The following is a 16,222-nucleotide window of genomic DNA, read 5'->3' as shown; positions in this document are numbered from 1 at the left end:
GAAGAAACCGCCCCTCGAGGCGGTTTTTTTGTGCCTGGTGCGCCCTGGTCGCGGCGTCGATACGAGCCTCAATCCACGACGAACAACCTAGCCCCAGTCGCGGTCGAGGATCTGTGAGCCTCTGCATTGTCGGCCACCTGGTAACTCATGCCGGCGGTCAAGGTGAAGACGCGACCATCGGCCAGCTCGGTATCCAGCCGACCATCCAGGCAAAGTAGAATATGTCCCTTGCTGCACCAGTGATCGGCAAGATAACCCTCACTGTACTCGACCATGCGGACCCGTATTGCACCAAACTGGCAGGTACGCCAAAGCGCTGAGCCGCTCGCTCCCGCATGGACTACAGGTTCGATTTTCGACCAGTCAGTGGTACCGAATGGAATGTCGCTCAGTTGCATGACGGCCTCTACCTAGGTCAGGAAGGGTATGTTAGCCCGGCAGCAAGACGGTCAAGGGATACAGATTGGATGAATTTTCAAGGTATGCAGCCTTGCGCTAATTGCGGTTTTTGTACCTTTGCGAATACGGCGACCCCCATCCATCAGGCACGTTCTTGATCACCACACTCCCGCTTTCATCGTAGGGAAGGATGCCTTTTGAAATGGATATTGCTTGGCCTCGCGTTACTGCTGACCGGCTGCAACCACTACAGCTCGGCCGACTCCGTCTGCGAACCCAGCCCACTGAGCGGTGAGGACTGCAAGAAGTCGCAACCGGTCGGTAACTACCTGATGGACAAGTATCGGGAATGGCAGCGTTACCAATAGGCTGGTGCCCGCACAAGGCTTGCCGAGACCGGAAGATGCGCCTGAGCCCTTCCCTGCTACTCGTCCTGCTGCTGACCCTGGGTGGCTGCGCCGTGCAGCGACCCACCCAGCCAGCGAGTGCGGGTGTCGACCTGAATCGCTCGCCCAGCTGGACGTTGCAGGCCCGGTTGCACAGCGCCCTCTATGGCTGCGAGTTGCTGGTGCTGCATGGCAACAACGCCCGCTTGGCGGGCGAACAAGGGCGGCTGGCGGACTTTCGTCAGCGGCTGAGCAGTTGCCAGACCCAGGCCGCTGCCGAAGAGAAGTCTGCTACGGACCAATTACCCGCCGGCCAGGATTGGCGGCTGCGCAATGCGCAGAAAGCCTACTTGGCCATCTGGCAGGGCTATCTGGCGGGGCTAACCATCGATCATCCAGCCGACTTGCAGCAGAAGCAGTCTTATCTTAAGGCGCGATCAGCGCTGCTCGACGTGGCGACAGGAGCACCCGGACATCCGCGCTGAGCCCCGGAAACGATCGGATAGCCAGCTGACCACCGGCAGCTGAAACGCAAGGGCAAAGCGTGCAATAGTAAGACATCGATACGGACGCGAGATCTTGCACATGGAAACGCTCTCCCCCCTCTCTCAGGTGGCGGTCAAGGACCTGGAAACGGCCCAGACCCCCGCCCGCTTCTCCACCGCCTTCATCGAGCGCCTGCTCTCGCGTTGCGAGACGCGCATGGACGAGATGGACGCCTGCCCCGACATGAGCGCTGATCTGCGCCTGATCCACATGCAGAACGTCGATCTGCTGGTGCGTACCGTGGTGGGCGAATGCCGCCATCGGGATCAGATCCGCCGCGTGCAGCGCATCCTGAGCTTCTGCGAAGCCCACGCCGGCTGGCTGCAGCCGCAACCGGTCGTGAGCAAGGGCGCCGCCTAGCGGACGGCGCCGCCGGGCCCTAGCCGGCCCGGCGCAGCAACAGGATCCCAGCCACGGCGCAGAGCAGCGCCGGTGCCAGCACGGCCAGCAGCGGCGAGAAGCCGAACACCAGGCTGGACGGTCCCAGCAGGTCCTGGAAGATGCGCAGGGCGAAGCCGATGATCACCCCGGTGAAGATCCGCTGGCCCAGGGTCACCGAGCGCAGCGGGCCGAAGATGAAGGAGATCGCCATCAGCACCAGAGCGGCGGTCACCAGCGGCTGGAAGATCTTCGACCAGAACGCCAGCCAGTAGCTCTTGTTGCTCAGGCCCTGATCGGCCAGGTAGTGGATGTACCACCACAGCCCGGAGATCGACAGCGCATCCGGCTCCATGATCACGGTATCGAGCACCTGCGGGGTCAGCTCGACGTTCCAGATCACCTTGGGCTCCTGACGCACACTGGTCTGGCGATTGCCGAAGTCGGTGATGCTGACGTTTTCCAGCTCCCAGTGATCTCCACGATAGATACCGCGCTGGGCGAAGCTGGATTGCAGCAGATGGCGATTGTCGTCGAATTCGTAGCGCGTCACGCCCAGCAGCAGGCCATTGGGCTGCACGGCGTTGACGTGGGTGTACTCGTGGCCCTGGCGATGCCAGAGGCCATGACGCGAACTCTGCGCCTTGCCGGCGCTCTGCGCCAGGGCACGACCGCTCTGCGCCAGGTTCTCCGACCAGGGCGCCACGTACTCGCCGACCAGGATGCCGGCGATGAGCAGCACGAACATCGGCTTCATCACCGCCCAGACGATGCGCCCCAGGGAGACCCCAGCGGCACGCATCACGATCAGCTCGCTGCTGCTGGCCAGGGTGCCCAGGCCGATCAGGCAGCCAATCAGCGCCGCCATGGGCAGCATCTCGTAGGCTCGCCGCGGCGAGGTGAGCAGGACGAACTTGAGCGCCTCGGCGACGCCGTAGTTGTCGTCGAAGTCGCCGAGCTGGTCGATGAAGGCGAACAGCAGGGCCAGACCGACGATCACACCCAGCACCGCGAGGATGCTGACGAAGACGGTGCGCCCTATGTACCAATCGAGCTTGTTCATGCCGCTACCTCCGGCTTGCGACCGCGCAGACGCGCCTTGAGCGGTTCCCAGAAGGCCAGCAGCAGGCCCAGCACCAGGAACAGCAGGTGCACGCCCCACAGACCGATGGCCGGCGGCAGGCGGCCTTTATCCAGGGCGCCGCGGGCGGCGATCAGCAGCGACAGGTAGGCCATGTACAGCAGGATCGCCGGCAGCAGCTTGAGGAAGCGGCCCTGACGCGGATTGACCTTGGCCAAGGGCACGGCGATGAGAGTCACGACGAACACCAGGATCGGCAGCGACAGCCGCCATTGCAGCTCGCCGCGATACTGCAGCTCGTTGCTGCGCATGAGTTCACCAGTGGTGACGGCGTCACGCTCGCTGATGTCCTCGCTGACGGCGGGCTTGGGCAGCAAGACGCCATAGGTGTCGTACTGCACGGCGCGATAGTCGGCCTGGCCCGGCACGCCGTCGTAGCGGAAGCCGTTCTGCAGGATCAGGTAGCGACTGCCGTCCGGGTGGATTTCCTGCCGGCCGGTGTCGGCCACCAGCACGCCCACGCCGCGGTCCTTGCCGCCGGCGGTGGAGGTGTTGCGCTCGGAAATGAAGACGCCGCCCAGCTGGCTGCGATCCGCCGACAGGCGCTCGGTGTAGGTGACCCGCGAATTGTCCCGCAGCGACTGGAAGCGGCCCGGTTCGAGGGTGTCGAACTCGGTCATGGCATCCTGCTGATTGAGGATGGTGGTGACCTTCTGCACGCCCAGGGGTGCCAGCGACAGACTCAGCCAGGCGACCACCAGGGCCACCACCGCGGCCGGCGCCATGCTGTAGGCCAGCAGGCGGCGCGGACTCAGGCCGGTGGCGGTGAGCACGGTCATCTCGCTGTCCAGGTACAGCCGGCCATAGGCGAGCAGGAAGCCGAGAAAGAGGCCCAGCGGCAGGATCAGCTGCAGGAATCCGGGGATGCGGTAGGCCATGATGAGCAGGAGCACGCCCGGATCCAGCAGGCCCTGGGCCGCCTGGGCCAGGTACTTGATGAAGCGGCCGCTCATGATGATCACCAGCAGCACGGCACTGACCGCACCGAGGGTGGTGAGAACTTCTCGAGACAGATAGCGGAAGACGATCAAACAGGATTCTCCAGGGTTGTCAGGCTCTGGCGCGAACGCTCACACTAGCTCGGCTGCATGGCTTGCGTTGCAAGGCCCACCCGTTGAAGGCCGATCGCCGGGAAAGGCCCTGGCGAAAGCCCCGCATTATATCCTGCGAACTCATGTGTTTGTCTTGGGGAGCTTCTCCTAATGGAATTCGTCGTCAAAAACGCTCGTCCGGAAACCCTGAAAACCGCCACGCTGGTCGTGGCCGTCGGTGAAGGCGGTGCGCTCGACGCAGCGGCCAGCGCCGTGGACGCTGCCACTTCCGGCGCCCTGAGCGCGGCCGTCAAGCGCGGCGACATCGCCGGCAAGGCCGGCCAGACCCTGCTGCTCACCAATCTGCCCGGCATCAAGGCCGAGCGCGTGCTGCTCGTCGGTAGCGGCGCCAGCGAAGGGCTTTCCGACCGTCAGTACCGCAAGCTGGCCAGCGGCGCCCTGGGCGTGCTCAAGAGCCTGGGCGGCAGCGACGCTGCCATCGCCCTCGGCGATGTGCCGGTCAAGAATCGCGATGGTTATGCCCGCCTGCGCCTGCTGGCCGAGACCCTGGCCGATGGCGACTACGTCTTCGATCGCTTCAAGAGCAAGAAGGCCGAGCCGCGGCCGCTGAAGAAGCTGACCCTGGTCACCACCAAGGCCTCCCAGCCGGAGGCCGAACGCGCCCTGGCCCATGCCCTAGCGATCACCCACGGCACCGCCTATGCCAAGGACTTCGGCAACCTGCCGCCAAACGTCTGCAACCCGGTCTATGTAGCCGATCAGGCCAAGGTCCTGGGCAAGCAGTTCAAGGACGCCGGGCTCTCCGTCGAGGTGCTCGACGAGAAGAAGATGCGCGAACTGGGCATGGGCTCCTTCCTCGCCGTGGCCCAGGGCAGCGCCCAGCCGCCGCGCCTGGTGGTGCTGCAGTACCGGGGCGGCGCCAAGAACGCCCAGCCCTACACCCTGGTCGGCAAGGGCATCACCTTTGATACCGGCGGCATCAGCATCAAGCCGAGCGCCGGCATGGACGAGATGAAGTACGACATGTGCGGCGCCGCCAGCGTCCTGGGTACCTTCCGTGCCCTCATGGAGCTCAAGCCGGCGATCAACGTGGTAGGTCTGCTGGCCCTGGCCGAGAACATGCCGAGCGGCACCGCCACCCGTCCGGGTGACATCGTCACCAGCATGAGCGGCCAGACCATCGAGATCCTCAACACCGACGCCGAAGGCCGCCTGGTGCTGTGCGACACCCTCACCTACGCCGAGCGCTTCCAGCCCAAGGCGGTGATCGACATCGCCACCCTCACCGGCGCCTGCATCACCGCCCTGGGTTCGCTGGTCTCGGGCCTGATGGGCAACGACGATGCCTTGATCGACCAGGTCAAGCAGGCCGGCGATCGCGCCGACGACCGCGTCTGGCAACTGCCGCTGCACGAGGAGTACCAGGAGCAGCTGGACAGCCCCTTCGCCGACATGGCCAACATCGGCGGTCCCAAGGCCGGCACCATCACCGCGGGCTGCTTCCTGGCGCGCTATGCCAAGGCCTATCCCTGGGCGCACCTGGACGTGGCCGGCACCGCCTGGATCAGCGGCGGCAAGGACAAGGCCGCCACCGGTCGCCCGGTACCGCTGCTGGTGCAATATCTGCTCGACCGCAGCAACGAGGCCTAAGGCCTGCTCAAAGTCTGCTGCGCGTCGGCCAAACGGCGTTGAAAAGACCTTCGGAATGCTCATTTACTCTTTGTAAACTCCGCTTCCTCAGGTCTTTTCGCCTTGTTTGGCTCTAGCTCGCGAGACTTTGAACACGCGCTAACGCCTATAGAGGCCGCGACGCCCCTACGTCGCGGCCTTGCCGTTCCCCTCCCCTCGCCGTGATCTCCCATGACCCGTGTCGATTTTTATGTCCTGCCCTCCACCGATCCCGCGGCGCGGCTGGCCTTTGCCTGCCGGCTGGTGGACAAGGCCTGGAAGCAGGGCATGCCGGTCTATGTGCATTGCGCCGACGCCGAGCAGCGTCAGCGCCTGGATGACCAGCTGTGGAGCTTTCGGCCGGACAGCTTCGTCCCCCACGATCTGGCAGAGACCTCGGGCGACAGCCCGGTGGTGCTGGGCCTGACCACGACCGCCGAGCAAACGGGCGAACTGCTGATCAACCTCAGCCTGGCCCCGCCGCCCTGCCATGCGGGTTTCGCCCGGATCGCCGAAGTGGTCGTCGAAGCCCCCGACGTGCGCCAGGCGATGCGCGAAGGTTTTCGCTTCTACCGCAAGCTTGGCTATGCTCTACAGGACCATCAGCTGTCACGTGTCTGATTTCATGACCAGCACCAAGCCTCCCGCGCACGTCCTGCAAGACCTCGAAGCCATCCGCCAGGTGCTCGACAAGAGTCGCAACACGATTCATCCGAGCAGCGCCGATGGCATCCCCATCCTCTCCGACGTCATCGCGCCCAGCGCCGAGCGCCTCAAGGCCATCCCGCCGCTGCTCGACCAGATCGTGCCGGACGCCATCGAAGAGGTGACGCCCAGCGCGCCCCATGAAGACCTGGCCCACGTCCGCCTGCACCAGGAGGCGCCGGCCATCCTGCAGGAACTGCTCGACGAGCAGTTGCCGCGCCTGGAGGCCGAGTTGCAGCGCCGTCTGCAGCGGCGCCTGGAAGAATTGCTGCAGCGTCCCTGAGCGCGGGGCGCCAAGGCGCCCTGCCGTCGGCCGGCGGGAGTCGCTATACTCGGAGGCTTTCCTCTTCCAGCGACAAAAGCCCCCTCCATGGACAAGACCTACCAGCCGCACGCCATCGAAACCTCCTGGTACCAGACCTGGGAACGCCAGGGCTACTTCGCGCCCCAGGGGTCGGGCGAGCCCTACACCATCATGATCCCGCCGCCGAACGTGACCGGCAGCCTGCACATGGGCCATGGCTTCAACAACGCCATCATGGACGCCCTGATCCGCTTCCGCCGCATGCAGGGTCGCAACACCCTCTGGCAGCCGGGCACCGACCACGCCGGCATCGCCACCCAGATGCTGGTGGAGCGCCGCATCGGTGCCGAGGGCCTGTCGCGCCATGACCTGGGCCGGGAAAAATTCCTGGAGAAGGTCTGGGATTGGAAGAATGAATCCGGTGGCAACATCAGCCGGCAGATCCGCCGCCTGGGCTCCTCGGTGGACTGGTCGCGCGAGCGCTTCACCATGGACGACGGCCTCTCCGAGGCGGTCAAGGAAGCCTTCGTGCGCCTGCACGAGGACGGCCTGATCTATCGCGGCAAGCGCCTGGTCAACTGGGACACCAAGCTGCACACCGCCATTTCCGACCTGGAAGTGGAAAGCCATGACGAGAAGGGCCACCTCTGGCACCTGCGTTATCCGCTGGCGGACGGTGCCCGCACCGCCGAGGGCATGGACCATCTGGTGGTCGCCACCACCCGCCCCGAGACCCTGCTGGGCGATGCCGCCGTGGCCGTGCACCCGGAAGATCCGCGCTACAAGGATCTGATCGGCCAGTACGTCGAGCTGCCCCTGGTGGGCCGCCGCATCCCCATCGTCGGCGACGACTACTGCGACCCCGAATTCGGCACCGGCTGCGTCAAGATCACCCCGGCCCACGACTTCAACGACTATGAAGTCGGCAAGCGCCACAACCTGCCGCTGATCAACATCTTCGACGCCGACGCGGCCGTCCTCCCCGGCGCCCAGGTGTTCAACCTGGACGGCAGCGTCAACGGCATGTTCGACGCCACCCTCCCCTCCGCCTATGCAGGCCTGGATCGCTTCGAGGCGCGCAAGCGCATCGTCGCCGACCTGGAGGCAGCCGGCCGCCTGGAGAAGATCGACGACCACGCCCTCAAGGTACCCAAGGGCGACCGCTCCGGCACCGTGATCGAGCCCTGGCTGACCGACCAGTGGTACGTCTCCACCAAGCCCCTGGCCGAGAAGGCCATCGCCGTGGTCGAGAGCGGCGAGGTGCAGTTCGTGCCCAAGCAGTACGAGAACATGTACTTCAGCTGGATGCGCGACATCCAGGACTGGTGCATCAGCCGCCAGCTCTGGTGGGGCCACCGCATTCCCGCCTGGTACGACCAGGCCGGCAATGTCTACGTCGGTCGTGACGAGGCCGAGGTACGCGCCAAGCACAACCTGGGTGACATCGCCCTGCGCCAGGACGACGATGTCCTGGACACCTGGTTCAGTTCCGGCCTGTGGACCTTCTCCACCCTGGGCTGGCCCGAGCAGACCGAGGCACTGAAGACCTTCCACCCCACCGACGTGCTGGTCACCGGCTTCGACATCATCTTCTTCTGGGTCGCCCGGATGATCATGCTGTCCACCCACCTGACCGGGCAGATTCCGTTCAAGACCGTCTACGTCCACGGCCTGGTGCGCGATGGCCAGGGCCAGAAGATGTCCAAGTCCAAGGGCAACGTGCTCGACCCGCTGGATATCGTCGACGGCATCGACCTGGACACCCTGCTGCAGAAGCGCACCAGCGGCCTGATGCAGCCTAAGCTGGCCGAGAAGATCGCCAAGCAGACCCGCGCCGAATTCCCGGACGGCATAGCCAGCTACGGCACCGATGCCCTGAGATTCACCTTCTGCTCCCTGGCCACCACCGGCCGCGACGTCAAGTTCGACATGGGTCGCGTCGAGGGCTATCGCAACTTCTGCAACAAGCTGTGGAACGCGGCGAACTTCGTCATGGAGAACGTCGAAGGCCAGGACACCGGCGTCAATGACGAACCCGTGGAGCTGTCCTCGGTGGATCGCTGGATCATCTCCCAGCTGCAGCGCACCGAGGCCGAGGTGACCCGTCAGCTCGACGCCTTCCGCTTCGACCTGGCCACCCAGGCGCTCTACGAGTTCGTCTGGGACGAGTACTGCGCCTGGTACCTGGAGCTGGTCAAGCCGGTGCTGTGGGACGAGAACGCCTCCATCGAGCGCCAGCGCGGCACCCGCCGCACCCTGGCGCGGGTCCTTGAAGTGGTGCTGCGTCTGGCGCACCCCTTCATGCCCTTCATCACCGAGGAAATCTGGCAGCGCCTCAAGGCGCCGGCCGGTGTCCAGGGCGAGACCCTGATGCTGCAACCCTGGCCGGTGGCCAACGAGGCGCGCATCGACGCCGCCGCCGAGGGCGACATCGAGTGGGTCAAGGCGCTGATGCTGGGCGTGCGGCAGATCCGCGGCGAGATGAAGATCTCCATGGCCAAGCGCATCGACATCATCGTCGCCAACGCCAGTGCCGAGGACCAGCGCCGCCTGGCCGACTTCGAGCCGCTGCTGAACAAGCTGGCCAAGTTGGAATCGGTCCGCGTGCTGGCCGCCGGCGAGGAAGCGCCGATGTCCGCCACCACCCTGGTGGGCGAGATGGAAGTGCTGGTGCCCATGGCCGGGCTGATCGACAAGGACGCGGAACTGGCGCGCCTGGACAAGGAGATCGGCCGCCTGGAAGGCGAGGTCAAGCGCGTCGGCGGCAAGCTGGGCAACGAAGGCTTCGTCGCCAAGGCGCCTGCCGAAGTGCTGGAGAAGGAGCGTGCCAAACTGGCAGAAGCCGAACAGGCCCTGGCCAAGATGGTGGACCAGCGGCAGCGCATCGCTACCCTCTGATGCCCCTGAAGCCCACCCTCGCGGTGGGCTTTTTATTGCCTAGGACGATTCTCATGGATGTGAGCAAGACCAAGACCAGTTTCTATCGCCGGCTCTATGTGGCCTGGCTGGTGGCCAGCGGCACCGCCACCAGCGTGCCCGCGCTGATGGCCGCCACCGGCATGCCGCGGCGTACGGCCCAGGACACCCTGCTGGCGCTGGCCGATCTGGATATCGACTGTCAGTTCGTGCAGGGCGACGGCGCGCGCAACAACGCGGGCGGCTACGAGGTCCGCGATTGGGGCGCGGTGGATCCGCGCTGGGTCGAGCGTGAGCTTGCACGGATCAAGACCGTTCTCGGCTATCCCTGACGGCTAGAAATCCAGCACCTGCACCACGTCGTAGGCCGGCGTTTCATAGGGATGCGCCTCCTTGAGCGCCGCCACGGCCTGGCGGGCGACCTGCTCATCGGCCAGTACCAGCTCCACTCGCCATTCCGTTAGCTGTTCGAGACTGCCCTGCTCGCCCAGGTGCGGCTGGCTGCCCGCCAGTGGACGGAATTGACCGAGGCCTTGGACCTGCCAGCAGCAACTGTCATAGAGCCCGATGCGGCCACCGCCCACAGCAAAGATCGCCTGCTTGACGGCATCGAGGTGCGAGTCGGGGACGTAGAAACACAGCTTGAACATCGAGGACTCCGGAGACGCTGGACGGTCCCTTTAGCTTAAACCCTTCCCAGAAAGACGAAACCCGCGCCGAGGCGCGGGTTTCGTCAGACGCGAGCCGAGGACTCAGTCCACCCAGACCCGCGCATTGCGGAACAGGCGCATCCAGCCGCCGTCCTCGCCCTGCCAGTCGGCCGGGATCCAGGAGTTCTGTACAGCGCGGAAGCAGCGCTCGGGGTGCGGCATCATCAGCAGCACGCGACCGTCCTGGCTGGACAGACCGGTGATGCCCAGCGGCGAGCCGTTGGGGTTGGCCGGATAGGTCTCGGTGACCTTGCTGTGACCGTCGACATAGCGCAGCGCCACGGTGCCGGAGACGTCAGCGGCGACCAGCGCCTGCTGGTTCGGGTATTCGGCGAAGCCTTCGCCATGGGCGATGGCGATGGGCAGCCGCGACCCGGCCATGCCAGCGAGGAACAGCGAGGGCGAATCCTGCACCTGGACCATGGCCACCCGCGCCTCGAACTGCTCGGAGCGGTTGCGCACGAAGCGCGGCCAGAATTCGCTGCCGGGCACCAGCTCGCGCAGGTTGGCGACCATCTGGCAGCCGTTGCACACGCCGAGGGTGAAGGTATCGGTGCGCTCGAAGAACTGCTGGAAGCCGTCGCGGGCCCGGGCGTTGAACAGGATGGACTTGGCCCAACCACCGCCGGCGCCGAGGACGTCACCATAGGAGAAGCCGCCACAGGCCACCACGCCCTTGAAGTCCGCCAGGTCGATGCGACCGGAGAGGATGTCGCTCATGTGCACGTCGATGGCGGCGAAGCCGGCGCGATCGAAGGCCGCGCCCATCTCCACCTGACCGTTGACGCCCTGCTCGCGCAGGATGGCGACCTGGGGCCGCACGCCCTTCTTGATGTAGGGGGCGCAGATGTCCTCGTTGGGATCATAAGCCAGCTTGGCCGACAGACCCGGATGATCCTCTTCCAGCAGGGCATCGAATTCCTGCTGGGCGCAGTCGGCATTGTCGCGCAGGCGCTGGATCTGGAAGCTGGTCTCGCTCCAGACGCGCTGCAGCATGCGCCGCTCGGCCCGGTAGAGATGCTCGTCGTGGTAGTGGATGTTGATCTCGTAGCCGTTGACCGGGTTGCCGATCACCGCCACGCAGTCTTCCAGACCGGCCGCGCTGAACTGGGCCAGCACCTCGTGGGTGAAGTCCTGGGGCACCTGGATGACGGCGCCCAGCTCTTCGGCGAACAGCGCGCGGGTCAGTTCGTCACGGTCGGCGGCCAGGGCGTCCAGGCGCAGGGCCAGGCCGCAGTGACCGGCGAAGGCCATTTCCACCAGGGTGGTGATGAGGCCGCCGTCGGAACGGTCGTGGTAGGCCAGCAGCAGGCCGTCCTGGTTGAGGCCCTGGATCACCGCGAAGAAGGCCTTGAGGTCTTCGGCTTCGTCGACGTCGGGAGCCTGCTGGCCGAGCTTGCCGTGGGTCTGGGCAAGGATGGAGCCGCCCAGGCGATTCTGGCCGCGGCCGAGATCGATCAGGATCAGGTCGGTCTGGCCCTTGTCCAGGCGCAGCTGGGGGGTCAGGGTGCGGCGGATGTCCTGCACCGGGGCGAAACCGGTGATCACCAGGGACAGCGGCGCGGTAACGCTCTTGTCTTCGCCACCGTCCTGCCAGCGGGTCTTCATGGACATGGAGTCCTTGCCGACCGGGATGGTGATGCCCAGCTGCGGGCACAGCTCCATGCCCACCGCCTTGACGGTTTCATAGAGGCGCGCATCTTCGCCCGGGTGGCCGGCGGCGGCCATCCAGTTGGCGGAGAGCTTGATGTCGCCGAGCTTGTCGATGCGCGCTGCGGCCAGGTTGGTGATGGTCTCGCCGATGGCCATGCGGCCGGAAGCGGGCGCGTCGAGCAGCGCCAGCGGGGTGCGCTCGCCCATGGCCATGGCTTCGCCGGTGTGGACGTCGAAGCTGGTGGCGGTCACGGCGCAGTCGGCCACCGGGACCTGCCAGGGACCGACCATCTGGTCACGGGCGACCAGGCCGGTGATAGTGCGATCGCCGATGGTGATCAGGAAGCTCTTGCTGGCCACGGCCGGGTGGCGCAGGACGCGCTCCACCGACTCGGTCAGGTCCAGGCCGGCGCCGTCGAAGGCGTCGCCCAGTTCGGCTTCCCGGGTGGCGCTGCGGTGCATGCGCGGCGGCTTGCCGAGCAGGACGTCCAGCGGCATGTCCACGGCGTTGTTGCCGAAGTGGCTGTCGGCCACGGTCAGCTGGCGCTCCTCGGTGGCTTCGCCGACCACGGCGAAGGGGCAGCGCTCGCGTTCGCAGATGGCCTTGAAGGTCTCGAAGTTCTCGGCGTCCACGGAGAGCACGTAGCGCTCCTGGGACTCGTTGCACCAGATCTCCAGCGGACTCATGCCCGGCTCGTCGTTCGGCACGTTGCGCAGTTCGAAGCGGCCGCCGCGACCGGCATCGTTGACCAGTTCGGGGAAGGCGTTGGACAGGCCGCCCGCGCCTACGTCATGGATGAAGGTGATGGGGTTGTTTTCGCCCAGCTGCCAGCAGCGGTCGATGACCTCCTGACAGCGGCGCTCCATTTCCGGGTTCTCGCGCTGCACCGAGGCGAAATCCAGGTCGGCGGAGCTGGCACCGGTGGACATGGACGAGGCGGCGCCGCCGCCCAGACCGATCAGCATGGCCGGACCACCGAGCACGATGAGCTTGCCGCCCACCGAGATGTCGCCCTTCTGCACGTGGTCGGCGCGGATGTTGCCCAGGCCGCCGGCGAGCATGATCGGCTTGTGGTAGCCGCGCACCTCGGGACCACGGGGGGTCTCGACCTGCTGCTCGAAGGTGCGGAAGTAGCCGGCCAGGGCCGGGCGACCGAATTCGTTGTTGAAGGCGGCGCCACCCAGCGGGCCCTCGATCATGATGTCCAGCGGGGTGACGATGCGCTCGGGCTTGCCGTAGGGCTGCTCCCAGGGCTGCGCGAAACCGGGGATGTTCAGGTTGGAGACGGTGAAGCCGGTCAGGCCGGCCTTGGGCTTGGAGCCGCGGCCGGTGGCGCCTTCGTCGCGGATCTCGCCGCCGGAGCCGGTGGAGGCGCCGGGGAAGGGGGCGATGGCCGTCGGGTGGTTGTGGGTCTCCACCTTCATCAGGATGTGCACGGGCTGGCTGTGCGCGCCGTACTCACGGGACTCGGCGTCGGGATAGAAGCGGCCGGCGGTGAAGCCTTCCATGACCGCGGCGTTGTCCTTGTAGGCGGACAGCACGCCAGCGCGGTTCATCTCGTAGGTGTTCTTGATCATGCCGAACAGCGACTTCTCCTGGCTTTCGCCGTCGATGTCCCAGCTGGCATTGAAGATCTTGTGCCGGCAGTGCTCGGAGTTGGCCTGGGCGAACATCATGAGTTCGATGTCATGGGGATTGCGCCCCAGGGCGGTGAAGCTCTTGACCAGGTAGTCGATCTCGTCCTCGGCCAGGGCCAGGCCCAGCTCGAGGTTGGCCTGCTCCAGCGCGGCGTGACCACCGCCGAGCACGTCCACCGCGGTGAGCGGCTTGGGCGCGGCATGGCTGAAGATGTCGGCGGCGGCGTCCAGGGTCGGCAGCACGCGCTGGGTCATGCGGTCATGCAGGGCCGCGGCCAGCTGCGCGTGGGCAACGCCGTCCAGCTCGCCGGCGACGTAGTAGGCCACGCCGCGCTCCAGACGCTCGATCTGCGCCAGGCCACAGTTGTGGGCGATGTCGGTGGCCTTGCTCGACCAGGGCGAGATGGTGCCCAGGCGCGGGACGATGAGGAACAGCGCGCCTTGGGGTTCTTGCTGGGGGACGCTGGGGCCGTATTGCAGCAGTCGGCCGAGGATGCCCTCTTCCTCCGCGCTCAGGGTGCCGGCGACTTCGGCGAAATGAACGAACTCGGCATAGAGCCCGGAGACACCGGGAACCAGGCGAGTCAGCTGGTCGAGAAGTTTGCCGTGACGGAACGAAGAAAGAGCGGGAGCGCCGCGCAGGATCAGCATCGGGGACAGCCTCGGGGCCAAGTCACTTTGGGGCCGTGCATTCTAGCCTAAAGGCGCGCCGGGGACACCTTCCGGCGACGAGGGTTCATGCAGCCTTACAACCATCATTGTATGTATAAAATGGGCGCTGGGCCACTTCTCGCGTATACTGCCCGCCGTTACGGCCTGCCGCGCCCCATGGACGCGGCTCCCCATTGGGCTCAGGATAGAGCCTTTGGCCGGACCGGTGGCGCGGAGCGTCCCGACCATAACGAGTGCCCGGAGGGGCCGACCGATGAGGCGCGTCAGCAAGGCGCCAGTGCCGTTTTGATGCCGTATGGCCGAGCTAGCCCATTTGAATAGAGCCTTCAAGCGATTCGCCTGGCTTACCCTGCCCTTCCTCGCCTTGCTCATGAGCTGCGGGGAGGCCGACGTGCCTGCGCCGCCCAAGCCTACCGCGCTGGAGCAGGTGCAGCAGGCGGGAGTCCTGCGCGTGGTGACGCGCAACAGTCCGGCGACCTATTTCCAGGACCGCAACGGCGAGACCGGCTTCGAATACGAATTGGTCAAGGGCTTCGCCGAATCGCTCAAGGTACGCCTGGAAATCAGCACCGCCGACAACCTCGACGACCTCTTCAATCGCCTGACCGCGCCGGACGGGCCGGTGATCGCCGCGGCCGGCCTCACGCCTTCGATCAATCGCCAGAATCTGAAGTTTTCCCGCAGCTATCTGGACGTGGTGCCCCAGGTCATCTATCGCAACGGCACCGTCCGCCCCAGCACGCCCAAGGACATGGTCGGCAAGCGCATCCTGGTGCTCAAGGGCAGCAGCCAGGCCCAGCAACTAAAGGCGCTGCAGGCCCAGGTGCCGGGCCTGGCCTTCGACGAATCCGACCAGGTGGAGGTCAGCGACCTGCTGCGCATGGTCGACGAGGGCCAGATCGACCTGACCCTGGTGGATTCCAACGAACTGGCCATGAACCAGGTCTATTTCCCCAATGTGCGGGTGGCCTTCGACCTGGGCGATAACCAGGGCCAGGCCTGGGCGCTGCAGCCCGGTGAGGACAACAGCTTGCTCGACGCGGTCAACGCCTACCTGGACAAGGTCCGCCGCGACGGCACCCTGCAGCAGCTCAAGGAGCGCTACTACGGCCACGTCGACGTGCTTGGTTACGTCGGTGCCTACACCTTCGCCCAGCACCTGCAGGAACGCCTGCCCAAGTACGAGAAGCACTTCCGCAAGGTGGCGCAGAAACACCAGTTGGACTGGCGCCTGCTGGCCGCCATGGGCTACCAGGAATCGCTGTGGACGCCGGACGCCACCTCCAAGACCGGGGTACGCGGACTGATGATGCTGACCAATAACACCGCCCAGGCCATGGGGGTATCCAATCGCCTGGATCCCGAGCAGAGCATCACCGGCGGCGCCAAGTACTTCGACCAGATCCGTGACGAGCTGCCCGACAGCATCAACGAACCGGATCGCACCTGGTTCGCCCTGGCCACCTACAACATCGGCATCGCCCACATCCTCGACGCCCGCCGTCTGGCCGAATCCCAGGGCCTGGACCCGGATCGCTGGCTGGACGTGAAGAAGATGTTGCCGCGCCTGGCGCAGAAGCAGTGGTACAGCAAGACCCGCTATGGCTACGCCCGTGGTGGTGAGACGGTGCAGTTCGTGCAGAACGTGCGCCGTTATTACGACATCCTCACCTGGACCACCCAACCGCAGATGGAAGGCCAGCAGCTGGCCAAGACCGGCCTGCACGTCCCCGCCATCGCCGACGACCGTCCCGTCCGGGAAACGCCCCAGGATATGTGAGGCACGGCACCTCAGGACGTAGGTTGGGCTAAGACGGCTCCATCGTCGAAGCCCAACATTGCGGGCTCGACCTGGGCAGCGTTGGGCTTCACTGCGCTCAACCCAACCTACCGAAGCGCCCCCTCGTCGTCAGGACGTAGGCTGGGCTGAGACGGCTCCATCGTCGAAGCCCAACATTGCGGGCTCGACCTGGGCAGCGTTGGGCTTCGCTGCGCTCAACCCAACCTACCGAAGCGTCCCATCATCAGGACGTAGGTTGGGCTGAGACGGCTCC

Annotated in this window: 14 protein-coding genes; 9 read left to right on the top strand and 5 right to left on the bottom strand. The window is 65.8% G+C overall.

Annotated features, from left to right (window positions below; genetic code table 11):
- Positions 1 to 68 precede the first annotated feature (68 nt).
- Positions 69 to 398, bottom strand: a complete 330-nt coding sequence (locus V6W80_RS05125) for a DHCW motif cupin fold protein (RefSeq protein ID WP_017642546.1) — start codon at positions 396 to 398, stop codon at positions 69 to 71.
- Positions 399 to 596: 198 nt separating this feature from the next.
- Between V6W80_RS05125 and V6W80_RS05120 the strand changes: the two genes are divergently transcribed.
- From V6W80_RS05120 to V6W80_RS05110, 3 genes are all read left to right on the top strand, one after another.
- On the top strand, positions 597 to 767 hold the full coding sequence (locus V6W80_RS05120; RefSeq protein WP_017642547.1) for a hypothetical protein: 171 nt from the start codon (positions 597 to 599) through the stop codon (positions 765 to 767).
- Positions 768 to 802: 35 nt separating this feature from the next.
- Complete coding sequence (locus V6W80_RS05115) at positions 803 to 1,270, top strand: hypothetical protein (RefSeq protein ID WP_173148382.1); 468 nt, start codon at positions 803 to 805, stop codon at positions 1,268 to 1,270.
- A 100-nt stretch (positions 1,271 to 1,370) separates the two neighbouring features.
- On the top strand, positions 1,371 to 1,691 hold the full coding sequence (locus V6W80_RS05110) for a hypothetical protein (RefSeq protein WP_017642549.1): 321 nt from the start codon (positions 1,371 to 1,373) through the stop codon (positions 1,689 to 1,691).
- 19 nt (positions 1,692 to 1,710) lie between these two features.
- Here the strand turns inward: V6W80_RS05110 and lptG are convergent, their stop codons facing one another.
- The gene (gene lptG / locus V6W80_RS05105) at positions 1,711 to 2,772 is read right to left on the bottom strand and encodes an LPS export ABC transporter permease LptG (protein ID WP_017642550.1); all 1,062 of its coding nucleotides are present in this window, start codon (positions 2,770 to 2,772) and stop codon (positions 1,711 to 1,713) included.
- A complete protein-coding gene (gene lptF / locus V6W80_RS05100) occupies positions 2,769 to 3,881 on the bottom strand; it encodes an LPS export ABC transporter permease LptF (RefSeq protein WP_160923620.1) in 1,113 nt (370 codons plus the stop codon). Before lptF ends, lptG begins: the two co-directional genes overlap by 4 nt.
- A gap of 171 nt (positions 3,882 to 4,052) precedes the next feature.
- Here lptF and V6W80_RS05095 point away from each other — a divergent pair, with 171 nt between their 5' ends.
- From V6W80_RS05095 to V6W80_RS05075, 5 genes are all read left to right on the top strand, one after another.
- Positions 4,053 to 5,552, top strand: coding sequence for a leucyl aminopeptidase (locus tag V6W80_RS05095; protein ID WP_338546043.1), 1,500 nt, complete (start codon positions 4,053 to 4,055; stop codon positions 5,550 to 5,552).
- A 210-nt stretch (positions 5,553 to 5,762) separates the two neighbouring features.
- The gene (locus V6W80_RS05090; protein WP_338546041.1) at positions 5,763 to 6,191 is read left to right on the top strand and encodes a DNA polymerase III subunit chi; all 429 of its coding nucleotides are present in this window, start codon (positions 5,763 to 5,765) and stop codon (positions 6,189 to 6,191) included.
- Positions 6,192 to 6,195: 4 nt separating this feature from the next.
- Positions 6,196 to 6,558 carry a hypothetical protein gene (locus V6W80_RS05085; protein WP_017642554.1) on the top strand — a complete coding sequence of 121 codons (363 nt, stop codon included), beginning with the start codon at positions 6,196 to 6,198 and terminating at the stop codon, positions 6,556 to 6,558.
- Positions 6,559 to 6,645: 87 nt separating this feature from the next.
- A complete protein-coding gene (locus V6W80_RS05080; protein WP_338546039.1) occupies positions 6,646 to 9,477 on the top strand; it encodes a valine--tRNA ligase in 2,832 nt (943 codons plus the stop codon).
- A gap of 53 nt (positions 9,478 to 9,530) precedes the next feature.
- Positions 9,531 to 9,827, top strand: a complete 297-nt coding sequence (locus tag V6W80_RS05075) for a winged helix-turn-helix domain-containing protein (RefSeq protein ID WP_017642556.1) — start codon at positions 9,531 to 9,533, stop codon at positions 9,825 to 9,827.
- A 3-nt stretch (positions 9,828 to 9,830) separates the two neighbouring features.
- Here the strand turns inward: V6W80_RS05075 and V6W80_RS05070 are convergent, their stop codons facing one another.
- Together V6W80_RS05070 and purL are read right to left on the bottom strand one after the other, a co-directional pair.
- Entirely contained in the window at positions 9,831 to 10,145 is a 315-nt protein-coding gene (locus V6W80_RS05070; RefSeq protein ID WP_017642557.1) for an NIF3 1, read from the bottom strand.
- Between the two features lie 102 nt (positions 10,146 to 10,247).
- Entirely contained in the window at positions 10,248 to 14,147 is a 3,900-nt protein-coding gene (gene purL / locus V6W80_RS05065; RefSeq protein WP_064307962.1) for a phosphoribosylformylglycinamidine synthase, read from the bottom strand.
- Positions 14,148 to 14,463: 316 nt separating this feature from the next.
- On the opposite strand from purL, the gene mltF reads away from it, so the two are divergent.
- Entirely contained in the window at positions 14,464 to 15,948 is a 1,485-nt protein-coding gene (gene mltF / locus V6W80_RS05060; protein ID WP_430707783.1) for a membrane-bound lytic murein transglycosylase MltF, read from the top strand.
- The last annotated feature ends 274 nt before the right edge of the window (positions 15,949 to 16,222 follow it).

It is taken from the genome of Pseudomonas benzopyrenica, assembly GCF_036884265.1.
GTDB classification, from domain to species: domain Bacteria; phylum Pseudomonadota; class Gammaproteobacteria; order Pseudomonadales; family Pseudomonadaceae; genus Chryseomonas; species Chryseomonas benzopyrenica.
The sequence above is the reverse complement of the archived record's forward strand: the minus strand, read 5'-3'. Positions and strand labels throughout refer to the sequence as shown.